We start from the raw sequence: 23,389 nt of genomic DNA on the forward strand, positions 1-23,389 counted from the left end.
GACGCCTACGGCCCGGCTTCCCAGCTTCGGGCCTGCGCGCTTTGCTTGCGGGCGGTCTGCACCGCAATCAGGCCGTTGCCGGCTTCACCCGTTTCCCTTCCCTCATCGCCAATCTCCGCGACGGTAGCCCGTGGCCGCGTGCCGTCAAGGCGCGCCAGGCCGTGTCCTCGGCGTATGCCTGCGGGCCGCACCAACCCTGACGCTTGTTTCCTTGACGCCCCTTCGTCCGTGGGCTCCTGACGCCGCGGGCGATGAACTCAGGAAAACGGTGGCAAACCAGGCCAACCGGGGTCTTCGTGCCGACCGCACAACAGCTGAAAAGCTTTGGGCTCCGAATCTAGGAACCCGGTGTGCGGTGAACAGCACACCAACTTTTGTCAGGAGAAATACCATGCGCCTTGCTTCCCGCTTCGCTTCTCACGCACCCTTGCTGCGCAGCGACGTTCCTTTGACCGATGACCAGATTCATCGAGTCGCACCGTCCATCTTTGCGGATGCCCCACATGACAGCCGCTCGGAACGCTATGCCTACATTCCCACGGTACAGGTGCTGACGCAGTTGCGCCGTGAAGGGTTTCAACCGTTCATGGTGTGTCAGACGCGCGTGCGCGATGACAGCCGCCGCGAACACACCAAACACATGCTGCGCCTGCGCCATGCCAGCCAGATCAACGACACCGAAGCCAGCGAAATCATCTTGTTGAACTCGCATGATGGCAGCAGCAGCTATCAGATGCTGGCGGGCATGTTCCGCTTTGTCTGCCATAACGGGCTGGTGTGCGGCGACACCGTGGCCGACGTGCGCGTACCCCACAAAGGCGATGTGGCCGATCAGGTGGTGGAAGGCGCGTATGCCGTGCTGCAAGGCTTCGAGCAGGCCCGCCAATCCCGCGAAACCATGCGCGACATCACGCTGGACGATGGCGAAGCCCGCGTACTGGCCCGCGCCGCGCTGGCGCTCAAGTACGACGACCCTGATAAACCCGCACCCGTCACTGAAGATCAGGTGCTGATGCCGCGCCGGTACGACGATAACCGGCGTGATTTGTGGATGACCTTCAACCGTCTGCAAGAAAACCTCATCAAGGGCGGTCTGTCCGGTCGCAGCGCCAATGGCCGCAGCCAGCGCACCCGCCCGGTGCAGGGCATCGACACCAACCTGAAACTGAATCGTGCCCTGTGGCTGCTGGCCGAAGGCATGCGGCAGTTGAAAGCCTGATTTCCCCTCACGCGGCAGGGGCAGGCAGCAACCCTTGCCGCGTCATTTGCTGCTGCATTCCTATCACTCAAGGAGATTTCATCATGAACGCCATCAATCACACTGAAACCCAAGCCGTCGCCAGCATGGCTGGAAACGCCGCTGTTATTGGCATGACCGATGCCATGCCTGTCGTGCCGGAAAACGTCCAAGCCCCCAACCGCGTGCTGGTGCCGCTGTCGCGCCTGCGGGCATCGCGGCGCAACGTGCGTAAAACGCCCGGTCAGTCCATCGAAGCACTGGCCGCCAGCATTGCACGTGTCGGCCTGCTGCAAAACCTAACCGTGACTGCCGCCGCCAACGGCGAGCATTACGATGTCGTGGCCGGTGGCCGACGCCTTGCTGCCTTGAAACTGCTGGTCAAGGCCAAGCGCCTGGACGCCGATTGGCCGGTGCCTTGCCTGCGGGTGGAAGCATCGGACGCCCGCACGGCCAGCCTGACCGAGAATGTACAGCGCGAAGCCATGCACCCGGCCGATCAGTTCGAAGCCTTTGGCGCGCTGGTCAAGGAAGGCCGACCCATCGAGGATATTGCCGCAGATTTTGGGGTGACGCCGCTGGTGGTGCAGCGCCGCCTGAAGCTGGCCAACGTCTCGCCGCGCCTGATGGCCGACTACCGCGCCGATCAGGTCAGCCTGGAACAACTCATGGCCTTGTCCATCACCGACGATCATGCCGCGCAAGAAGCCGCGTTTTATGATGCGCCCGACTGGCAGCGTGGCCCGACTGCCTTGCGTGAGCGCCTGACCGAACGGGAAGTGGATGCTAACCATCCATTAGTACGCTTTGTGGGGCTGGACGCCTACGAAGCTGCGGGCGGAAAAACGCGCCGCGATCTCTTTGCCGAGGATGATAGCGGCATCTATCTGGATGACTTCGCCTTGCTGGAACGACTGGTGCGAGAAAAGCTGGACGCGCTCACCGAGCCGGTGCGTGCCGAAGGTTGGGCATGGGTCGAAGCATTGCCGCAGTTCAGTTATGCCGATCGGCAGGCGTTTCATGTTGCGCCGCAGATGCAGCGCGAACCCACCGCCCGCGAAGCCCGCCGCATCGCTGTGCTGCAAGGCCGTATCGAGCGTACCGATGCGGAACTGGACGATGCCTATGAAGCCGAAGATGAAGACAAGGTACACGCCCTGGAAAAGCGCCGGGATGCCCTGATGGCGCAACTGTCCGGCATCGACGCCAGCCTGAATACATACGCGCCTGACGTGCTGAGCGTGGCCGGTGCGGTGGTCAGTATTGATAGGGAAGGGCAGGCGGTCATCCATCGTGGTCTGCTGCGTGAAGCTGAAGCCAAGGCGCTGCATACACTGGAACGCTTGCGTCAGGGCTTTATGCAGGATGGCAGCGCAACCCAAGAGGCGGATGACGATACCGACTCCACGCCCGCAAAGCCCGCTGTTTCTGATCGGCTGGCGCAACGCCTGAGCGCGCACCGCACCGCCGCCATGCAAGTGGAACTATCGCGCAAACCGCAGGTGGCGCTGGCCGCGCTGGCGCACAATCTGGTGCAGTCCACCATCCAGGAGAGCGGGTACTGGTCGTCATCCGTGCTGGAATTGAAGGCAAGCCGGAAGGATGATTTTGAGCAGGCAGCCCCGGATTGGCCGGATTCGCCTGCTGCTGTGGCTTTACGGGAACAGGTGCAGGCATGGCGTGAACGCTTGCCCGAAGACCCGGAAGCCTTGATGCCAGTCTTGCTGGATATGCCGCAGGATGATCTGCTGGCCTTGTTGGCGCTTTGCACGGCCATGACCGTCAACTTGACGGTGACCCGGGCCAACACGCCGCAGCCCGGACAGGTGCTTGCTCAGGCTGTCGGGCTGGACATGGCGGCATGGTGGCAACCAACCACTGAAAGCTATTTCCAGCATCTGCCCAAGGCAGCGATTTTGCAAGCCGTGAGCGAATATGCCCCCGGCGAGGTCAGCCGTCTGTCTAAACTCAAGAAGGCCGCGCTGGTCAGTGAGGCAGAACGGCTGGTGGCGGGAACCGGCTGGATGCCTAACTACTGGCAGACTGGACAGGGTATGGCGTCGCCGGACGCGGAAGTGCAGCAAGCCGATTGCGATCACGCTGATGCCCTTGCTGCTTAAGCATGAGGCATCCCGGCCCCTACGAGCGGGGCCGGGATGCAAGCCCAATGGCTCAATGCAGTTCTACCATGACGGGCGGCAATCTGCGCGCAGCGCCGCAAGCAAGCGCCAACGGCACCAGCGATGTTTGGGCACATCGCTGGTTTGGCGTGTATGACGTCATCCTCTACCGTCCGCCGACTGGCTGGACGGTAGAGGATGAGTGGGCAGACCTTCATCCGCACACCGGAAAACGTCTGCGGAAAAGTCAGTGGTGGCTTTTGGCCACCAGGTCGTGAGGCACCAGCCCCGTCCGCTGGCGCCATGCCGGGTCTGGTCAATTCATGAACACATCAGCCGTAAGCAAGTCCTGTCAATGGCTGCAACAAATCCTTCATCAGTTATTCACAGACTTGCCCACCAGAACCGTGGATAACTCCGACGAATCGGGTTTCGGGCTGGGGGACTGCGCTCGGATGCGACCGGGCAGGTTGCGTCTTTTGGGCGCGCAGGCGAGTCTGTGGCCGGAAAGGTGAAGCCAATTTGTCTGGGCAGGCCGTTCGGTGCGACCTCTTGAAGCCGCCACATCCGCAGGGGGGGTTATCACACGGACGCCTTGTCGGGAATCAGGCTTTGCGGGCACGATGGCGACGGCCATCGGCAGCAGTCGGCACGGTTTGCTATCTGCGAAAGCAGTGTCCGCTATCTGGCCCGTGGCTCCTTGCGCGGCGTCCTGACCCATCGGCGGCCTTGTTTGTCGTGAATCCTGTCTGTGGCACGCCAGTCGATGACTGGCTCGGGCCTATGCGGCGCAACCGTCCGGCACAACGATTTTCCCCTGCGCTGGCGCGCATTCCTCGCGCACCCAAAATCGCCGTGCCTTGCCGGTCGTCCACTGCGTTTCCGTCCCTGCGGGATGCACCGCGCCCGACCTTCGACGAACGGATCACAACAAGGACGCGATGGGCGCGGACTTGCAACCTCAAGGAGAACTCTCATGTCCCAGATCGGAATCTTCACTGCCAACGACGACGGCTACACCGGCACGCTGCGCACCCTGACGATGAACGCGAAGGTCAGCTTCGTGCCCGTGGAAAGCGACAACGACAAGGCGCCGGACTATCGTGTGATGGCCGGCACCCTGGAACTGGGCGCGGCGTGGAAGAAGGTCTCGAACAACGACCGGCCCTACCTGTCGGTGACGATCGACGACCCATGCTTTCCGGCCACCATCTACGCTCGCCTGATCGAGGGCGACGACGGCAAGCACTACCTGCACTGGACGCGACCCAAGGCGTCCTAAGCCGCCAGCCCGAAGCCCGGTTCGCCGGGCTTCGGGCTATGTGCTTTCTGGACACCGTTATCAATCCGTGCCGCCGCTGTTATTAGACGGGCGGCAGATCGTCCCATACCATGGCGCACAGGTGTGCCTGCCGCCAAGGGTAGCGCGGCCCATCTCGCAGGATACAAGCGTTGAAGACTTTGCTGACCGACGACCAGTTGGCCCGATTGCGGGCCAATGGCCTGCGCCGCGCGCGGGAGCCCGATTTCGACCCCGTGCCCGTAGCCAAGGCCTACACGCCCGATGGCCGCGTCGTGTGGTTGCTGGCTTTCGTCCATGCGGACGACCCTCAGCGGGTGCATACGCTGTGCGATGCCGGTACGGGCTTTCCGGCGTTGATCGATATCCGGCTGGATGAACTGGCCGCCATTCGCGGCCCGCGTGGCTTGCGCGTGGCAATTGACCCGTCATTTGCACCATCACGCACACTGTCGGCCTACACCGCCATGGCGATAGCCGCCGGCGGCTACGACGAGGATTGAACGCGGTGGTACGACCGCCTGCCGTTCCCGACCTGGATTCTGCGCTGCGCCTGGACGACCCCATGGCGCGGCTTCTGGCCCGATGTGCCGACTGTCGTCGGGCTGGGTGACTGTGACGGTCGCAAGGAGCCGGGATGGTGCGTACCCACGCGGCCTGCACCTGGCGGCACACCGCCGGGTATCTGTATCTGCTGCATCTGGACGGGCCTGCGCTTGCCTGGGAGTACTTGCGCCGCAATCCCGAGTATCAGGAGGCCTACCGCCTACGCAGGCAACGATGGCGGCGAGAGCTGGCTGGGCCTGAGCGCTGGGGGCTGATGGAGTGGGAAGATCCCGGACGCAATGCGCGCGAGGCATTCCCGCTTTGGAAACCGGAGCTTTTACCGGTGCTGCATATCAGCCCCGCGTCCGATACTGGGGGCAGGCCGTGTCCAGACATTGACCTGTGGAGCATACCTGGGCGCAAGCAACTGCGCTTACTCGATATGGCGGACGGCTATCTGGCGCTGATGGTGCAGAGCGGGTCTCGTTGGCTACGGGCTCGCATCGAGCCGATGGCGCTGGCAGCCCCATCGTGCATCTTTTGGCTTCCCGTGCCTGCGTCCGCCAGGCCGGCACTGCTGCAAGCGCAGCTTCTGCCGTCCTTGCCTGGCATTCTCCCCGACAACCGTCGGCGGCCGCGCGCTTACCGGAATGAAACCCTGCATCTGCGTGCCTTGCAGGCGCTCGATGGCGTCGCCGCAGGCGCAACGCAACGGGAGATTGCGCAGGTGATCTTTGGGCAAGAGCACGTTCAGGATGGCTGGCATGCCGATTCCAGCCTGCGCCGGCAGATTCGCCACTATCTGTCCCGAGGAAATTTTTTCATGCGCGAGGGCTATCTGGACTTGCTCACGCTACGCTGACTTGCGCTCACGCCCACGGACATGAAATGCCCGTCATTTCGTGTCCCTTACGCAAGCATTGCGCTTTGCCGAGACTGTCTCCAGGCCGCTGCATTCCGGCGGCTGATGATCAACGAATCAGGAGACCGTCATGCAAAGCCCATCCAACATTCGACCGACCAGCCGCACGTTGAACCGCGCAGCGGCTGCCACGCCGGTGCTGACCGCCGCTGCCGCACGCTACCTCACGAACGACGAAGCAGCAGACTACCTGCGTCTGTCGCCGCGCACGCTGGAAAAAATGCGCGTCATCGGCGGCGGCCCGCGCTTCCGGAAATTCGGCAGGCGGGTGATGTACGCCATCACGGACCTGGACGAATGGGCCGACCGGCGGGCCTATGACATGACTTCCGACCCTGAGTATCAGCGTCGCTGACGCCCGAGGGAAGCGTCATGAGAATTACCAGACACATGCTGCCCGTTCAAGGCCCCGTGCAGTTACGGCTATTTCATGCACTGCCGGGAGGAACCGGCATACGCGATCAGCAAGACCTGATGTCGTACCCGTTCTTCTCGCTGGCCAAAGGCGCACGCGCAAAGCCCATTGAGTACGAGCAAGGCCAGGTCAGCATCCTCGTGGAGGGTGTCGTGGAAATCGGCATCGCCACTATTTGGGATGCCGATGTGCTGATTTGGGCTGCAAGCCAGATTGCCGCTGCTCATAATCTGGGCATGCCCACGTCCAGGTACATGGCCAGCTCGATGCATGACATCCTGCGCTTCATCGGCCGTGGCGTGTCGCTGCGCGACTATCAGCGCCTGCGCGCCGCGTTGGATCGCTTGCAATCGACGACCGTGATAACAACCCTGCGCGCAGGCAATCTGCGCAAGCAGCATCGGTTTTCCTGGATCAACGAGTGGCGTGAACTAGCGCACACCAGCGGCCGATCCGCCGGCTTGGAAGTCATCCTGCCTGACTGGTTCTACGCCGGCGTGAAGGACGAGTCCATGCTGCTATCCCTGCATCCCGGCTACTTCCAACTGACGGGTGGGCTTGCACGTTGGCTGTACCGACTCGCGCGCAAACATGGCGGCCGCCAGCGCGGTGGATGGCGCTTTCCGCTGCGTCATTTGCACACACGTTCGGGCAGCGTGTTGCGCTACAGCGACTTTTCGTTGGAGATCCGAAAACTCGCCGCGCGTGCGTTGTTGGACTATCACCTGTGGATCGAGAAAGACGCCACCGAGGAGTTCCTGTGCTTTCGCAGCACGTCCAGGAGGTGAGTGATGAATCTGATGTGGATAAGTCTGTGTATAAGCTGTGATTATCCTGTGGATAGTATCGTGCCATCATCCGCAAGATCTTCGTGCTATCACCGGTATCGAACTCGTGCCATCATCCGCACAGAATCGCTTGAAACCCTTGCGGTACAAGCGTTTTCGAGCCCCTTAACTTATTTAACTAAAAGAATAACTAAGAAGATAGGGCGGTCGGTTCCTGGACAAAGATCGACCAGCGGCATGCGTGGGGCCGTCAAAACCGGTCAGCCAGCAGGACGGCTGCCTGCCCGGGTCGATGCTGAAAGCACCGTGAGTGGACTTCCGAAATCCTGGGTGCTAAATCAGATCGTCTCAGCCAGTATCGGCGCATGCGCGAGAAGATTGAGCGGGCAAGTGGGCGGACAACAATATGCCCTAGAAACGCCAGTGAGACCCTGCAGCGCTGCCGAAGTGCTGTTGTTTATGCCCTCGGTCATACGGCACGACAAAACGTCGCTACGGGCCGGAATTCGGGTTCGCGGCCCGGTCATCCGCCCGACAGATAGGCTCGGGCCCCGGTTGCAGGAAGCGAGCACCTGCTCAACGGCGGTTCTCGATGCTCCTTTCAATGAACCGGCCATTGATGCTTCGCTGGCCAGGCTCGACATGCGCGTATTGCTGTGGCGCTTCGCAGGCCGTTCGCACACCTGGCTGCGCTTCGGTCAGCCCTTTGCCATGCATCGCTTAGACAAGCAACGGCGCATCGCGATGTTCGCGCCGGGTGCGATCTGCTGCCGCGTACAGTGGGTTGCCAATGCCTACGGTCCGATCTTCTGGCAACTGATGATTCTGCAGGCCGGAGACGTCGCCGAAGCGGTGCAGCGGGTGCGCGGCGTGGCGCCTGGAGCGCATATCCTGCTGCACGCGCAGGGTGAGCGGCGTGTCAAAGACATGCTGGGATGGCTCGACGACATGGCCGCCGCTGGCGTCGATTTGGCTCGGGTATCGCCTGCATATTGGCGCACGGTACACAACCGCCTGGCGGCGCGCATGGCGCTGCCGCCGTACACAGCAGAACGACAAGGTGCGTACAGTTCGCGACGCCGACTGCTGACTGACGGAGATCCGTCATGACGACGCGCGGGCAAGCCTTTGCGGTGCGCGGCGTCTGGCCGCAACGAATCCTCGTCATGACGCTCATGGGTGTCGGTTTGGTGGCCCTGTTTACGCCTGCTTCACCTGCTTCTGTCCGTCTGATCTACAACGTCAGCGACAGTGCGCCGCGCGGCTTCTATGCAATCCGGCATGACGTGATTCGGCACGGCGACTGGCTACTGACGCGCCTGCCTGCGGATGCGGCACGGCTTGCCGCCGAGCGCCGCTATCTACCGTCCAATGTGCCGCTGCTCAAGCGCGTGGCGGCAATGGCCGGCGATCATATCTGCGTCCGTGTGGGGCGCGTATTTGTCAATAGCACGGTCGTTGCCCGTGTGCTGAGTCACGACCGGCAGGGACGTCCGCTGGCTCCCTGGACGGGTTGCCGGACGCTCGTCGATGGCGAGGTGTTTGTTCTTAGCACGTACCATGCAGCGTCCTTTGACAGCCGCTATTTTGGTCCCATTTCGCACACGGCGACTGTCGGTCTGGCCGTACCGATTTGGACCTGGAGTGCGCGATGAATGGCAGGTGTTTTGTCCATTGCTTTGCACGTCGGCTGCACCGCGCTTTGCGGTACGAGCACATGCTTCTTTGCTTCGCTGACGCCACCGGTATTGTTCGCAGCGCGGCCCCGCTCCTGCGCTCACTCGTGCAGACTGCTTGCTCTCGTCCCGGCTCGCCAGTCACACCTGGTTGGCCCGGCCTTCGGCCATGGCCTGCGCTCGGTGCGCCCGGCATCGGCCGGTCCGCTAGATGGTCCCCTTTGTCCAGACAGCGGGGATGGGCAGAGGGTAAGGGCGAGAGCAAGATAAAAGGGTCGGCACGCGACCGCCTGCAAGTCCTTGTCTGCACATGGGGGAGGACGGCACGCGGGCGGTGCCCTTTGGTGCCGTCTGTGCGCGCAAATGCGCGAAATGTTTGGGAATTATGCGTGCCATTTACGATGCCGTACGCCCCAGCCTGTTGGAGTGAGGGCAATGACCACGCATGATGATGACCGCTTCCGCCCGCGTCCCGCACCGCCCAAGAACCGAGGTCGGGGCCAGGGAGAACGATTTGTCACGGCGGTCAAACGTCAGATGTCGCGGACAGGTCACGCGGTTGGTGCGCACGGTCAGGGCCGAGGTGCGGGCCAATTTGGTCGAGGCCAGGTGGCGGCTCGTTTTGCTTCGAAGCGCCCGCCGCTTAGCACCCGGAGAGTGGTCATCAAGTCCCGTTTCGTGCGCCTGCAATCTGGCGGCGCAGCGGTAGCTTCGCACCTGCGTTACATCGAACGCGATGGCGTCACACCGGATGGCCAGCCGGGACACGCCTACGGTCCTGAATCTGACCATGTGGATACTCGGGATTTCATTGCCCGTAGCGAGGACGACAGGCATCAGTTCCGCTTTATCGTCTCAGCGGAAGACGCCAGGGAACTGGGCGACCTCAAGGATTTCACCCGGGTTTTCATGGCGCGGATGTCGGTAGACCTTCAGACACGGCTGGACTGGGTGGCGGTCGATCACTGGGATACCGACAATCCGCATACCCACATCGTGCTGAGGGGGCGCGCCGACAATGGCCAGGATCTGGTGATTGCGCCTGACTACATGGGCCATGGCATGCGCACACGCGCCAGCGAGATCGTCACCGAATGGCTGGGGCCGCGCACCGAGATGGAGATCGCCCAAAGCTTGCGCCAGGAGGTGACGCAGCAGCGTTTCACGACCCTGGATCGGGCCTTGTTGCGGCAAGCCGAGCTTGATCACGTCGATGTGCTCAGCCTCAAAGGGGATGTGCATTACCAAGCCAGCCAGCGGGCCCGTTTGCAGCATCTGTCTGGGCTGGGGCTGGCAACACAGGAAGACGCGCGACACTGGCGTTTGAGTCCACGCCTGGAGTCCACATTGCGAGAGCTGGGCGAGCGCGGCGACATCATCCGCACCATGCATCGGGCCATGCGTGGCGAAGTCCGGGAGATGAACGTGCTGGGCGTCTCCGCTCAACCTGTCGTCGGGCGCATCGCTGCCAAGGGGCTGGCCGATGAGTTGCGCGATGTTGGCTATCTTGTGGTGGATGGGACGGATGGGCGTGCGCACTATGTACGGTTGCCCGGGCAATCCGAACTTGCCGACTGGTCAGTAGGCGGCATCGTGTCTGTCAAGCCTCAAGTCGATAGCGCCGCTGACCGCAACATCCTGGCCCATACGCGAGACGGCCTCTATCGCGCTGCCGAACACCTCAAATCCCTTGGCGAGACAGAGCGTTCACAGGACATGGTGCAAGGCCACACCCGCCGTTTGGAGGCGTTGCGGCGCGCTGGAATCGTCGAGCGGCTGACCGATGGTGTTTGGAAGATCCCCGGGGATCTGATCGAGCGAGGCAGGCGCTTCGATAAAAGCCGATCGGGAGGCGTGTCGGTGACGTTGCGCAGCCACCTGCCGATTGCGGACCAGACGCACGCGGCGGGCGCTACATGGCTGGACGAACAACTCATTGCCGGAGGCAAAGACTTGTCCCCAACTGGCTTCGGTGCAAAGGCCAGGGCGGCGATAGAAAAGCGGCTCGGCCACCTGGAGGAACAAGGCTTGGCGCAGCGCCGGGGGCAGCGGGTTGTGTTGGCCAGGAATCTCCTGCGAACGCTTCGCGCACGGGAGCTGGCCGTTGTCGGCCAGCGGTTGCAGGCCGAGACGGGACTGGCGTATCAGCCGGTCGGAGACGACGGCAGGGTAAGTGGCATCTATCGTCGCTCTGTGATGCTAGCCAGTGGTCGTTACGCCATGCTGGAGAATGGCCATCACTTCACGTTGGTACCGTGGCGACCGGTGATCGAGCCAAAGCTGGGACAGCGTCTTGGCATTAGAATGAACCAAGGCATTATTTCTTGGGATATCTCCAATCTACGTACGCCTTCAATTGGGTGAGTTGGAGCTGTGCTAATGATCAGCTTTCTTTCCTACATGCGGACCGTTCAACTGCGTTGTTAAGCACGTCTATAACGAAGTCGGCTCGGTCGGCCACACTTGATTTTGGGAGTAATCTAACCTCGTAGCCAAGTGCCCGGTAGGTCGTATCCAGATGGTGGTACTCGGCCACTGCCTCAAAAAAACCGTGCCGTCGATCCTCATCTGCACAGTAAATTTCTGGCCAGGGAGGCGCTAGAAATTCCTGCCGTCCATAGGGAAGTGATTCGCCAAGGCTTTGCGTCAGCGGCACACCGAAAAGACGCTGAAGCGCGGCGGCGGCGTCAATCAACCCTCGGTCGAAAAAGATTGGCCCAGCGTTCCATGCGATGGTTTTGAGATCCATTTCGGCGACATGCAGCGCCTCACGCAAGAAGGCAGCCATGTCAGACCACGGCAAGGCATTCCCACCCCGTCGGGTCTGTTCGGCGATGATTCTCCGGCCGGGTTCGATGACGGTGACATAGCTGCGCCGCTGCAACTCCCCTAGCAAAGAGGATTTGCCGCCGCCGGAGCATCCGGAAATGACCACTTGAGTTTGCATAGGCATCACCACTTCGCTCTATCTGTACCAGGCGGCACCGACGGTCGCGCGCTGGGTCGCATGGTGCGCAATGTACCAAATTCAGAGATTTCGTTGATAAGCCAAGCTATGAGTTCCGCCATGTCAGCTCGAAGTTCATCCTCGAAGCGTCCAAGCTTGGGGTTCCAAATGTCCTGTCTGCGTCAGCGAAACATGTACGTGCAAGCATCCGCCTTCGCGTTCCTGGTGCCAGAGGGCTGCGGCGGCTCCGAAGGCCACTAGGAAGCCGCTGGCTTAGTCTTGGATCTGCATAGGATGCGTGCGCGGCGTGTCATCGCCCGCCGCCTTGCCTTCGGCGTGGCTGAATCCCATCGCAGTCTGCAGCAGCGAGTCGAAGCCGCGTAGATCGGTCCAGGGCCTCAGATTGCTATAGGCGGTCAGTGATATGACGACAATACCGGGCCTGCGTGCGGCCAGAGTTTCGCGTGAAAAGCTACGGGAGGCTCGGTCGCCTGGCCAGTAGCCCTGCAAGAACACATCGGCTTAATCGACTAGCCGCAACAGCGCCTCGCGTCCAATATCTGTCAGCAGGTCGATATGCGTCGAACTCTTGCCTCGGCTGGTTTTAGCTATCACGGCAATATTAGGTAGATTGGGCGAATAAACCCCCTTGTGGTTTGGCTTTCCATTTTAGCGAATCTGCGCATCGCTGTGGCAACCAGTGAGCACTCAATGACATCCCGCGCGAAGTCCAGCACCTCTCAGTTCATCATGGCCTGTTCTGCATCCTGCATCCGCGCGTGTGGCGGTCGCTGAATTGGAACATCAGAAATTAATAATAAGAAAGCTAATATAAAAAGTTGGCTCAACAGAATGTTGAGCCAACCTTCAGCCAAATAAAATTTGTTGAATCTAGACATAATCCATTAACAATGGACAATGGTTGATTTTTGTCTAGTTGATTGAATTTGGCCTAATTCTGACGTTTCTTCAACTCTTCCTGATGTTCAGGCCCATTGCGCATACGAATGTATTCAGCATATGCGGCCTTGTATTCAGCGCTAAAAGTGTCGGGTGTGAGTTCACCGCGGTGGAGCTCTCCTAATCCGGCTCGATTCCAAATGGCCAAATCGGCTTGAACTTCTGCGCGTGTCAATGCGCGATCACTATTCATATTAGTGTTTGGGGATGCATTGCTTGCATAAGCAGTGGAGAGAGAGGCGCTAGAAATCGCCAGTGCAGTAAGCAAGATTTTGGGAGACAGTTTCATTGCCATTCCTTTAAGAAGAGCTGGCAATACGCATCAGTGCCAGCAGAGTAAAGAATAGATTTGTGCGTACTGAAATTCTATCTATGTGTCTCTGCCGAAAGCCTGATCATTAAATTACATTTATGTAAGCCAAATGAAATGTTTTATGATGATGTGCCAGGATTCATGGTGGGCTGATATTGTGTCGCTCAAATGCGACAGTTGAATGAGCTTAGTATTGCGATTCCATGACAAGAGGACTTATTAAAAGAAAAATATGATTTCATGAAATTTTATATTTAAAACAATGACTTAGGTGTATTTAACAATTATGAGTTAATCAATAATTACTAATAAATATCTTTTTTGTAATTCTGTGGTTCGCTACTTGTTCGTGCCCCGATTCCAAACTTGCTACAGCACAGTTGGTGGGAGAATGCGCTGACGCAAATATGCCATTGCGATCATTGCTCAATTTGAATACCGCCAGCGCGTTGCTCAACAATCTTTGCGCATAAGGAGCACATTGTGAAAAAGAAACTATTGCTGGCTGCGATCACAACCGCATTGTCAGGTACCGTGTATGCCGAAACGTCAGTAACCTTGTATGGAATCATCGATACTGGTATCAATTATTCCCGAATCACAGGCTCCTATACGGATCCGGCGACCGGCGCCCAAAATGATTACAAGGCAACTCGCACGGGAATGCGGTCGGATAACTCTCAGGGGTCTCGCTGGGGGCTTCGTGGTAAAGAGGATCTTGGCGGGGGAAACTATGCTTTCTTCAAGCTAGAGTCGGGCATTGATCCAACATCAGGCAACTCAGGACAAAACAATCGCTTGTTTGGGCGTGAGTCGGTATTGGGTATTGGTGGCGACTCCTGGGGTGAGCTCAGTATGGGGCGTCATTACAATGTGGCAAGCCGCATGATGATTTCGATGTTCGGTCCGAAGTTCGGTGGTGGATTCTTCCAGCTGAGCACGGGTGCTGGCTTGGGCTTCAGTGCTGCAAATTTCCAACGATATGACAATCTCGCTCTGTACCAAAGTCCATCTATTAGTGGATTCAGATTCTCTGCGGGCTATTCGTCAAACGTCGATAGCAAAAAGGCTTCTGAAACCGGATTTGCCACAGCAGATAATACGCGTGCAATTACCGCTGGTTTGAGCTATCAAAATGGGCCTTTGATGGCATATTTTGCGTACGATCAACTGAAGGCTTCTGATAAGTTGTCATCTGCTGAGCGAGATGCTACGCCGCGTGCCTATTCTGTTGGTGGTTCTTATGATTTCGAGGTGCTGAAGCTGGCACTTGCTTATGAAAGGACTACCGATGGCTGGTTTGCAGGTAAGAGCTTCGATTCTAATGCCTCGATTGGGCCTGTTCGCGGCACTCCCACGAATGCATTTGTTAAGGGTTTTAGAGCCAATTCGTACCTGGTAGCTGTGTCTGTTCCGTTAAACGAATCGAGTAGCATGTTTGGTTCGTGGCAACGGGTGGATCCTAATAATAATTCACTGACAAGGGGTGATTCCAACACCAATACCTTTGCATTGGGATACACCTATGCACTTTCGAAACGTACCAATGTGTACGCCGTGGGTTCATACACCAAAAACTATGCGTTCCTTAGCGATGCGAAGCTGACGACCGCTTCGATCGGTCTTCGCCACGCGTTCTAACTAGCTCGATTCGGATCAAAAGCCCCTTTGATCTGGATAAGTGGCCACGCGCTATGTGGCCGCTTTTTTTTTGCCCAGCATGGACGTTCACCTGCGGGTGGATGTCCCCCAATGAGTTGATCACAGCGAATGAAGCGAAGTGCAACTGTACAAGGGTGACTGATTGTGGGAAGGAAGCTTAGCGGCTAAACCGTGAACCTATGAGCATTAACCGCGTAAAAGGCGCAGCAAAGCATGGCTAAAAATCCACCAAGCTCTTGTGATCAAGGCGTGAAGGCATAGATGCAGCGGTTTGTGCGATGAAGGAGTGCGGTCGTGCCTGGGTAGGTCTAGCCTGGTGCCTGCAAGGGCACCTGCGCAAACGGGAGTGCTTAGTACGCAAAGGCCACAGTCATCACGAGCAGGGCCAGTGAGGTCAAAACTTGTGATGAAGGACTGTAGGAGCAGGGGGCAAGCCCTCTGGCTATTTAAACCGGAACGTCTCTGATGTTCTCGATACCGAAGCTCGCCATCGTGCTGGCAAAAGTGATGCTCGACAGGGCCAGGCAGCAAGCAATCGGTTATGTCAAATAAGGTACCGACGAATCAGGCGTTGGAATCTGGGTAACAGCAGCTCCTACGGCCATAACCATTTACTGTCCGCTACGGATCTGCTTTCCTGTCGTATTAAGGCAGCAAAATTGGAGAAATTATGTGTTAAGAAGAAAGTGCTGGCTCCGTAAGCTCCCCCGTCAAGTAGACAGTGGCTGATAGAGATTCGGAGCGAAGGTTGCCCGGGACATAAATTGCACCGGAGGGAGGCCGCCCAACGCTTCATGCGGGCGGTATTCGTTATAGTCAATCAGCCATTGTTGTGTGATCGCCTGGACCTGTTCGATGTTGGCGAATAGGTGAGCGTCAAGGACTTCGGTTCGGTAGGTGCGGTTGAATCGCTCAATAAATGCGTTCTGATTCGGTTTGCCAGGCTGGATATAACGGATGGCGATCCCTTTGCTTGCCGCCCATTCCGTAAAAGCGCCAGAAACCATCTCTGGCCCATTATCTAGCCTTATGGCATCTGGAGGGCCATAGTAGTCGACGAGGCGATTCAGGACGCGGATTAAACGGGCCGATGGGATGGACGTGCCTACCTCAATAGCCAGGCATTCCCGATTGGCTTCGTCAATCACGTTCAACGTCCGAAACCGTCGACCGCAGTACAAGGCATCGTGCATGAAATCCAATGCCCAGCAGCGATTGGGTTCGCTTGAGAGATCCAGCGGCTGTCGTGGTCGATCCGGCAGCCGTTTCTTGGTGCGTCTAGGCAGGTTCAATCCCATATCGCAATACACTCGATGAACGCGTTTTTTGTTCCAGCAATGGCCGTCAAGCCGAAGCCGACGGAAGCACTTCCAGAATCCCCAACGCCCGTGCTTGGCAACGATGGCATTGAGTCCCTCAATCACTTCGGCATCCCGTTCAGATGCCGGCATTGGCCTCTTGTAGTACGCCGCCCGCGATAGGCCTGCGATCTGACAGGCACGTGTGATCGATAACTTGGCTTGCACCAATTGCTCAACCACTTCGCGCCTGGCTGACGGCGTCAGGATTTTCGATTCAGAACATCCTTGATAGCGGCGTTTTCCAGTGCCAGGTCCGCATACATTCGCTTCAATCTGGCATTCTCTGCTTCCAGCTCCCGCAAGCGCTGTAGCTCTGAGACTTCAACACCGGAATACTTGCTCTTCCAGTTGTAATACGTGGCTGAACTGATGCCATGCTTGCGACACAGCTCTGCCACCGGCAGACCTGCCTCGCCCTCTTTCAGTACTGCCACGATCTGGCTTTCGGTAAACCTGCTTTTCTTCAAGGGAGTCTCCATATCAGGGAGGCTCCGAAATTCTACCGACTAACGTCTACTCACAGGGGGAGCTTACGGCTCATTGCGCTTTATTTTGGAGTCACGATGTTCAATGGTGTAACCCATCCCACGTACCGTATGAAGTAGCTTTACTGGAAATGGATCATCAATTTTTGCACGAAGCCTCCTAATAGCCACTTCAACAACATTGGTGTTACTGTTGAAGTTCATGTCCCAGACCTGTTCAGCAAGAACCAACCTCGATACTATCTCACCATGTCTGCGTAACAAAAAAGTGAGTAGATTAAATTCTTTTGCTGTAAGTTCGATTCTTCTGCCTGATCTTGAAACTCTACGACGGAGAGCATCTAGCTCCAAGTCATGGACGCGTAATACATTTTGGCCCATGCTAAGCTCGTCGCTAGTAGTCCTTCTACTCAATGCCTGCACTCTGGCCTGAAACTCAGAAAGGGCAAATGGTTTGAGTAGATAATCATCAGCACCCTGTTGTAAGCCGCGAACACGGTCTTCTACGCTAGTTCTCGCTGAGAGAATCATTACTGGCACTCTGTCTTGTTGGCGAATGCGGCGTAACACCTCAAAACCATCCATATCAGGCAGACCAATATCCAAGACAATAAGGTCATATTGTGTCTCTGAAGATAGTTGTAAGCCGCTGACGCCATCCATGGCAATATCAGTGATATAACCATTCTCAGTGAGACTCATGCGTAAAGTTTCAACAAGCTTTTTCTCGTCTTCAATAAGAAGAATTTTCATTGGCAATATTCCGAACTATGCTGTTTTGGAAAATGAGCATAAAAAAGAGAGCTCATTACCAAGTCGGTTTTGGTGGCAATGAAAAATGCACATCCTCTGTAGAAGATATGTTGCATAGGTCATCGTAAGTGATGACTATAGGCTTGCAGTATCGTCAGAAAGCAAACCTCTTCATTACTAATTTGCAAAGCAAATGAATGACTGATGTCATTTAAATGAAAGATTTGATATGAGGCTGTGGTGCGGTATTAAGTAGCGGATTTGTTTTGTGCTGGATACAGCCAAACCGTGCCCCGGTTTTTTATATGTTTGTCAGGCTTAAAACTAGCTCAGGTGTTACTCTGTGAGGAGAATACCGTGAGTACGTTGGTGGGAAAGGTAATCAAGCGCTGGACCCAGAAATGCAAGATCGCAATCGTGTAGCAGATCATCCTCGGAAAGATCAGTGTGTCGGAGGTCAGCAAGGTTTATGACCTAACAGCCTTTGAGATTGGGTGCTGGATAGAAGGCGGCTACTCGGGTATGAAGAACGCCCTTAAGGTCACCCTCAGCAGGTGCACGAGCATCATGAGCATGAGTCAGAGGACTGCATGAAGCTTACGGCGAGGAGACGCTGAAAATACACGCCCGGAAAACGCAGTACCTGCCGGATGAGGACGAGAAGTGAGTGAAAAGATCCGACAGAGGCTGTAGGCTAGGAACTTTCCAATCTCGATCAGCAGGTTTGCAGTGTCAAGGCGGCAGCTTTTACTACCAGTGAAAGCTTAACCGACGTTACATCAACGCCTCGTTGCACCGATCAGGGCAATGATCGAGGGGAAGCTGTCGTTCGGCTAGCGCACGGTGTAAGGTCTGTTGAGATTCAACAAGAACACGGAGCAGCACACAGTACATTTTCCAGCTCAAGATCTGGGGATCGAGGCGGGAGTCTGGTTGGTTCGAGGCCACGGATTCAGGTTCTGCTCTAGGTGATAAGGGTGCTCAACGAGCACGATCCACCGACATGTGCTGGATATGGTTGGGTGGTCGCTATGTCTGGATTACGTTGGCGCTGCTGATCGGCAGTCTCAGTCGGGAATCGTTGCAGCATACCAATCGCTTATTTGGCGACTTAGTCGGTCCTGAAATATTCATTTCAACGGTCATTCGGGCGTTTCATGCCGCCAAGAGCCACAGCTTCCGAACGCCGAGACTGTCATTCAAGCGGTCACCAGGCCGGCTCGCAGCCAAGGCCAGCCAGAACCAGCGTGGCATCGTGCCTTTCACGAGGCGCAAAAAAAGCGCCCTCAGGAAGGGCACGCCCTTCTTGGCGATCATGCGCAGCAGCCACTTGATGTTGTAGCCCGCCGCGCACAGCACCGCGTGCAGCCGGTCGCCGTATTCGCCCTTCAAGTGACAGCGGTCCATCCGGTGATCCGCTTTCAGGTGTCCGATGATCGGCTCGATGGCCTGGCGTCGCTTGAGCTGCCGTCTTTCCTGTGCCGTCAAGCGCTTGGGCTTGCCCCGGTGCACCACGCGTACGCCGGGATTCTCGGCATCGACGCCCCGGTAGCCCAGATCAACAAAGACCGTTTCAGGCGCGGCGGCACAGTCCTGCATGAGAATGGTGGCCTGCTCCAGTTGGGAACTCAGCGTGTGGCCATCATACGGATTACGATGAAACGCCCGAGCCCCCACAATCAGGTTGCCTTTGAAGGTGCTGGCAATGCCCACCTTCACGCCAAACTCGTAAGGCCGGCGCGCCTTGCCCTTGCTGATACAGCTGACCTCCGGGGCGTGCCAGGCGTACAGCTTGGGCTGGCCGTCGACAGTCGTGCGCTGGGCACTCTGAGCCCCAATACGCTGGGCCTTGCCCAACACCTCGTCCAGTGCTTCGCGCACGGCCTGCCCCATCGCACTGGCTTTGCGGTCGATCTCGCGGGCCAGCCGCCCGACGATGGTTCGCTGACGTTTGATCGCCCGGCGCATCCGCTTGAACTGGCGTGCATGAGCGAAGCGCCCGGCCTGGCGGCTCAGTTGCTCGCCTTCCTTGGCAAAGGTCTGCTTGAGCGCAATGCCGGCATCCTTGGCTGCTCCCACCAGCTTGATCCGTGCGATCTCCAGCAGCCGGCTGTCCGTCGGGTGGGCGATGGCCTTCTCCTGCACCGTGCTGTCCACGATGACTCGACTGAGCTCCTGCGGCTTGATGAGCTTGAGCTCGACGGCCACATTGATGGTCTGGGCCAGCAACTCTTCTACACCGTCCTCGCCCAGCAGTTTGCGAAACTTCACCAGCGTGGTGGCGTCACAGGGCGGGCGATCCTCGTAGTAGCTCTGCCCCGAAAAGAACTGCCAGCGCGGCGTATCGGCCCAACGGGCCACCACGCCTTCGTCTGATTCGTTGAAGGCATGCTTCAGATACAGCAGCGAAATCATGATCCGCAGAGGCACGCGTGGGCGCCCGGCATGGCTGCGCGACACCTGGCGCTGCACCTTCTCGCCAAACAAATCCAGGTCCGGCATGGCCACGCCGTCGTGCGCCTTGCGCAAGAACCGGTGCGCCACCGCCGCCTCAATCTCCTGCCACGGCATGCGCGAGGCCAGCACTGCCAGCGGATGGCGCAGGTCGATCATTTGGTCGATACGGGCACGGAAAAAGTCATCGGTGGCAGGGCAGGCAAACATCGCAATCAAACTCCCAGAAAACAACCTCTATTGGACAACAAGCCGGGAGTTCCGGGTATCGGAAATTGCCCCAATCATCAGTGTTTATGCGGGTTGCGGGGATTATTCAAGGCCGACGACTTAATCCACTTCTAATCAATTGCGCTTTTATGCGGCGCTGGGCGTGAAAAAACTCGTTGATTCATTTGGGTTTATGGTCTTATCTGAGCGGCCTCGGCTGGGACAATACAGGTACTCAGAACTCCAGCTGGATTCGAATCTTTTGCTTTTTAGTAAACACTATCAATTCCTGCGGCTACGTGCTGGTGAGCTGGGTAATCGCTTGGGAAAAAAATTGCTGAACCAAATCATGATGTATGTTTGCTGATAGTAAATCCAATCAAGGTTTTTCCGTGAAGTGACTCAACAAATGGTTGGCCTCCATGCATTCTTGCAATAGCTGAAACTATTGCCAAGCCCAGCCCGTGATGATTAGCATTGTCTGTTCTAGATGAATCAGAACGATAAAATCTATCAAATAATCGTGTCAGATCATTCTCATCTATAGCTATGCCTTGGTTGCGCACTGATATTTTTATAAATGAATCTTTTTCGGACGATATTTCTATAAGAACTTCGGAGTTCTTGTCGCTGTATCTCACAGCATTTGAAATTAAATTTGAAACGGCACGTTGAATAAGTGAACGATCAACTTTGGCTATAGCGTGACCTGTGATTTTGAATGTTATGCTAGCGTCAAGTGCTTCCGCTTCATGATAATCACTAACTTCTGAAACTAACTCATGTAAGTCTGACATGTGAACATAGCGTGCCTTTGCTCCACGATCTGCATTAGATAATAGAAGCATATCATTAATAATTGCAGTCATTCTTTGTAGTTCTTCCAGGTTGGATCCTAGAATGTCGTAAATCTCATCTGTTGACCTTTTTGCAGTGAGTGCGAACTCAGTTTCTCCAACAAGGTTGGCTAGAGGTGTTCTTAATTCATGAGCCACATCAGCATTAAAACCTTCCATTTGTATATAAGCACGCTCAAGGCGACCCAATAAGGCATTGAATTGAACAACTAAGGGTCTTATCTCTTCAGGAAGATTGTCTTCATCTAGTCTTTGATTGATGTTGTCGGGTGAGATTTGGGCTGCTTGATTTCTCAGTAACTTAAGTGAATTAAGTGATTTTTTCACAATAAAGTCACCTAGCAACGAAACCACTAGCGCGCCTAGGAGCGCACAGGAAAATAAAGTCCAAGCAAGGACGGCTCTCAACTTTACGTCGGATGTGGTGTCAAGAAAAAGCTCCGCGATCATCTGTTCGCTAGGATTAACAGGTGAGGGAATTGAAAAGTTTAGACGCTTCAAGTTGCTGTTTTTTGAGTCTTCGTGTTGTTCACCATAAGTGTATAAAGGACCATCAGTTCCTTCAACAAAAAGCCGTAAGAAGAATTCAGAACGGCCATAAAAAAAGTCAGTGAGCTTATGATCTAATGAATTAAAATCTTTTTTTGCGGTGAATTCAGTCACCAGATGCTCGATGACTTCTCTTTTTTGTTCCAAAAGGGCTTCTTGGCGATATTGCAGGCTGAGATTTGTTGAGATATAGACCACGGTGCATACTATACCTAGAGCGATAAAGGTAAGTAATGCAAGCCTGCGGGATAGCCATTTGCGTAAAGAGATAGGTGATTTTTTTTTCATTATTCATCTCTTAACTCTAATACGTACCCCATACCTCGAACTGTGTGCAGCAGCTTAACTTGGAAAGGATCGTCCACTTTTCCACGCAGTCTTCGTACTGCTACCTCCACGACGTTTGTATTGCTATTGAAGTTAATGTCCCATACCTGTTCTGCTAAATCAAGTCTTGAAAGAATCTCTCCTTTTTTTCGCATCATTAGCGCAAGCATCGTAAATTCTTTGGCTGTTAGATCTAACCGTATTCCATTTCTAGTGGCTCTTCTGCGTAATAAATCTAGCTCTAGATCTCCTACTTGAAGAATGTTTTGTTTTGGAGATTCCGTTATGTTGCTTGCACGTCGACGTCCAAGGGCAAGAACACGGGCTAATAGTTCTGAAAGGGCAAAAGGTTTTACAAGATAATCATCCGCTCCGTCCTGTAAGCCTCTGACTTTATCTTCTACCTTATCTCTAGCTGTGAGCATAAGAACTGGAACTCTATCTCTTTTTCGCAGCTCTGTAAGAACCGTAAAGCCATCTTTTTCAGGCAGCATGACATCAAGAAGAATTAAATCATATTGAATCTCTTGGGCGAGATGCAGTCCGCTGACCCCATCATACGAGACATCAACTACGTGATTGTGCTCAGATAGTGCTCGCTTGAGATACTCTGCCAACTTGCGTTCATCTTCGATAACAAGAATTTTCATAATTATTGCCCTAAGTTTTATTTCGTCAATCCGTTAAATATGGAAATTCTTTCAGATGGTTACTTATTTATGAAGAATCAGGTAACCCTATCATCGTTCTGCATACTTGTGGGCATGCTTACAATAGTCATTGTTTGATCTAAAAGCGAAAGATCGCAACATTCTAAGGTGCAAGAACCATCATAAAACAGTCGCGAAGATTACGTATTTGTAATGTTTTGGCGGTGCGAACCAGATCCCATCTACCTATCTAGCCGGTAATTGAGAATTATTTTGTCCGGATTTCGGGGCATTGGTATATCTATGATGGAATATTAGTCAGACAAAATTTCACTTCTGGAGGTTACTGCCTTAAGAACAAACGTCTACGCAGGTCAGTAAGTAATCAGCCATCTTTATCGCTTGACAGAAGTATTGATGCTACGTGGTCATGGCCTCCGCTCTTGTAGAGTGTACCTGTCCTGCCCTGTTTTGACGTTCGTGCTTATCGGTTTGCATCAATTGCGCGGTGTCACACTGCACGTGATCCAGATCGTCCCGATGTGAACTTAGCTATACCTTGGAATGATCCTCTCGAACCGCACATCTAAGACGTTCTACTGCAGGCAGCTCTGCTTGATGTGCTCAAACCTAATAAACCATGTTCTTTCCAAACGGACGATAGCCTCAATCAGGTATTCTGGGTCATTGTCCCTACCGATGGGTGACAACCTTCCACTCAAACCGATTATCGACTTGATCGTATAGATCATGCGCTTAGGTGGCAGCCAAAAGTTGAGACTGATGTACGGCACCTCCTGGTTGAAATTGCCGACTACATTCAGCACATGGATGCTGCAACAGTAGGAAGCTGATCG

At 55.7% G+C, this 23,389-nt stretch carries 21 protein-coding genes; 12 read left to right on the forward strand and 9 right to left on the reverse strand.

Annotated features, from left to right (window positions below; all coding sequences use genetic code 11):
- Positions 1 to 5 precede the first annotated feature (5 nt).
- On the reverse strand, positions 6 to 194 hold the full coding sequence (locus tag ACSBPU_RS06270; protein WP_026485293.1) for a hypothetical protein: 189 nt from the start codon (positions 192 to 194) through the stop codon (positions 6 to 8).
- Positions 195 to 391: 197 nt separating this feature from the next.
- On the opposite strand from ACSBPU_RS06270, the gene ACSBPU_RS06275 reads away from it, so the two are divergent.
- The 11 genes from ACSBPU_RS06275 to ACSBPU_RS06325 all read left to right on the forward strand — a co-directional run bounded on the left by ACSBPU_RS06275 (position 392) and on the right by ACSBPU_RS06325 (position 11,368).
- On the forward strand, positions 392 to 1,219 hold the full coding sequence (locus ACSBPU_RS06275; RefSeq protein WP_026485294.1) for a DUF932 domain-containing protein: 828 nt from the start codon (positions 392 to 394) through the stop codon (positions 1,217 to 1,219).
- An 83-nt stretch (positions 1,220 to 1,302) separates the two neighbouring features.
- Positions 1,303 to 3,357: a ParB/RepB/Spo0J family partition protein gene (locus ACSBPU_RS06280; RefSeq protein ID WP_026485295.1), complete on the forward strand. Its 2,055-nt coding sequence runs from the start codon at positions 1,303 to 1,305 to the stop codon at positions 3,355 to 3,357.
- 68 nt (positions 3,358 to 3,425) lie between these two features.
- Positions 3,426 to 3,635: a hypothetical protein gene (locus ACSBPU_RS06285; RefSeq protein WP_442596526.1), complete on the forward strand. Its 210-nt coding sequence runs from the start codon at positions 3,426 to 3,428 to the stop codon at positions 3,633 to 3,635.
- Positions 3,636 to 4,333: 698 nt separating this feature from the next.
- Complete coding sequence (locus ACSBPU_RS06290; RefSeq protein WP_026485296.1) at positions 4,334 to 4,639, forward strand: DUF736 domain-containing protein; 306 nt, start codon at positions 4,334 to 4,336, stop codon at positions 4,637 to 4,639.
- 170 nt (positions 4,640 to 4,809) lie between these two features.
- Entirely contained in the window at positions 4,810 to 5,160 is a 351-nt protein-coding gene (locus tag ACSBPU_RS06295; protein WP_026485297.1) for a DUF2958 domain-containing protein, read from the forward strand.
- Positions 5,161 to 5,294: 134 nt separating this feature from the next.
- The gene (locus ACSBPU_RS06300) at positions 5,295 to 6,065 is read left to right on the forward strand and encodes a DUF2285 domain-containing protein (protein ID WP_035275556.1); all 771 of its coding nucleotides are present in this window, start codon (positions 5,295 to 5,297) and stop codon (positions 6,063 to 6,065) included.
- A gap of 130 nt (positions 6,066 to 6,195) precedes the next feature.
- Positions 6,196 to 6,480: a helix-turn-helix domain-containing protein gene (locus tag ACSBPU_RS06305; protein WP_035275558.1), complete on the forward strand. Its 285-nt coding sequence runs from the start codon at positions 6,196 to 6,198 to the stop codon at positions 6,478 to 6,480.
- Positions 6,481 to 6,497: 17 nt separating this feature from the next.
- Complete coding sequence (locus ACSBPU_RS06310) at positions 6,498 to 7,328, forward strand: replication initiator protein A (protein WP_035275562.1); 831 nt, start codon at positions 6,498 to 6,500, stop codon at positions 7,326 to 7,328.
- A gap of 423 nt (positions 7,329 to 7,751) precedes the next feature.
- The gene (locus ACSBPU_RS06315; protein WP_442596530.1) at positions 7,752 to 8,438 is read left to right on the forward strand and encodes a DUF2840 domain-containing protein; all 687 of its coding nucleotides are present in this window, start codon (positions 7,752 to 7,754) and stop codon (positions 8,436 to 8,438) included.
- Positions 8,435 to 8,983, forward strand: a complete 549-nt coding sequence (locus ACSBPU_RS06320) for a S26 family signal peptidase (RefSeq protein WP_051316448.1) — start codon at positions 8,435 to 8,437, stop codon at positions 8,981 to 8,983. The genes ACSBPU_RS06315 and ACSBPU_RS06320 overlap by 4 nt, the downstream gene beginning before the upstream one ends.
- Before the next feature lie 678 nt (positions 8,984 to 9,661).
- Positions 9,662 to 11,368 carry a DUF3363 domain-containing protein gene (locus tag ACSBPU_RS06325; protein WP_442596532.1) on the forward strand — a complete coding sequence of 569 codons (1,707 nt, stop codon included), beginning with the start codon at positions 9,662 to 9,664 and terminating at the stop codon, positions 11,366 to 11,368.
- 19 nt (positions 11,369 to 11,387) lie between these two features.
- Here ACSBPU_RS06325 and ACSBPU_RS06330 read toward each other — a convergent pair whose 3' ends face one another.
- From ACSBPU_RS06330 to ACSBPU_RS06340, 3 genes are all read right to left on the reverse strand, one after another.
- Positions 11,388 to 11,951 carry an AAA family ATPase gene (locus ACSBPU_RS06330; RefSeq protein WP_051316457.1) on the reverse strand — a complete coding sequence of 188 codons (564 nt, stop codon included), beginning with the start codon at positions 11,949 to 11,951 and terminating at the stop codon, positions 11,388 to 11,390.
- A 273-nt stretch (positions 11,952 to 12,224) separates the two neighbouring features.
- On the reverse strand, positions 12,225 to 12,467 hold the full coding sequence (locus tag ACSBPU_RS06335; protein ID WP_026485303.1) for a CoA transferase: 243 nt from the start codon (positions 12,465 to 12,467) through the stop codon (positions 12,225 to 12,227).
- A gap of 436 nt (positions 12,468 to 12,903) precedes the next feature.
- Positions 12,904 to 13,200: a DUF4148 domain-containing protein gene (locus ACSBPU_RS06340; RefSeq protein ID WP_026485304.1), complete on the reverse strand. Its 297-nt coding sequence runs from the start codon at positions 13,198 to 13,200 to the stop codon at positions 12,904 to 12,906.
- A gap of 507 nt (positions 13,201 to 13,707) precedes the next feature.
- Between ACSBPU_RS06340 and ACSBPU_RS06345 the strand changes: the two genes are divergently transcribed.
- Positions 13,708 to 14,865 (forward strand): porin, encoded by a 1,158-nt coding sequence (locus tag ACSBPU_RS06345; RefSeq protein ID WP_026485305.1) that lies wholly within the window; start codon positions 13,708 to 13,710, stop codon positions 14,863 to 14,865.
- Positions 14,866 to 15,596: 731 nt separating this feature from the next.
- On the opposite strand, the gene ACSBPU_RS06350 is transcribed toward ACSBPU_RS06345, so the two are convergent.
- The 5 genes from ACSBPU_RS06350 to ACSBPU_RS06370 all read right to left on the reverse strand — a co-directional run bounded on the left by ACSBPU_RS06350 (position 15,597) and on the right by ACSBPU_RS06370 (position 22,532).
- A protein-coding gene (locus ACSBPU_RS06350) for an IS3 family transposase (protein ID WP_442596535.1) occupies positions 15,597 to 16,714 on the reverse strand; the annotation gives its coding sequence in 2 pieces (ribosomal slippage) (positions 15,597 to 16,465 and positions 16,465 to 16,714; 1,119 coding nt in all).
- A 63-nt stretch (positions 16,715 to 16,777) separates the two neighbouring features.
- Complete coding sequence (locus ACSBPU_RS06355) at positions 16,778 to 17,485, reverse strand: heavy metal response regulator transcription factor (RefSeq protein ID WP_442596537.1); 708 nt, start codon at positions 17,483 to 17,485, stop codon at positions 16,778 to 16,780.
- A 1,155-nt stretch (positions 17,486 to 18,640) separates the two neighbouring features.
- On the reverse strand, positions 18,641 to 20,149 hold the full coding sequence (locus tag ACSBPU_RS06360; RefSeq protein WP_442593432.1) for an IS5 family transposase: 1,509 nt from the start codon (positions 20,147 to 20,149) through the stop codon (positions 18,641 to 18,643).
- A 347-nt stretch (positions 20,150 to 20,496) separates the two neighbouring features.
- Positions 20,497 to 21,843: a heavy metal sensor histidine kinase gene (locus ACSBPU_RS06365; protein WP_442596539.1), complete on the reverse strand. Its 1,347-nt coding sequence runs from the start codon at positions 21,841 to 21,843 to the stop codon at positions 20,497 to 20,499.
- Positions 21,843 to 22,532, reverse strand: a complete 690-nt coding sequence (locus tag ACSBPU_RS06370; protein WP_442596541.1) for a heavy metal response regulator transcription factor — start codon at positions 22,530 to 22,532, stop codon at positions 21,843 to 21,845. The genes ACSBPU_RS06365 and ACSBPU_RS06370 overlap by 1 nt, the downstream gene beginning before the upstream one ends.
- Positions 22,533 to 23,389: the final 857 nt, after the last annotated feature.

Origin of the sequence: Parapusillimonas sp. JC17 (assembly GCF_052180245.1) — a bacterium.
Taxonomy (GTDB): domain Bacteria; phylum Pseudomonadota; class Gammaproteobacteria; order Burkholderiales; family Burkholderiaceae_B; genus Parapusillimonas.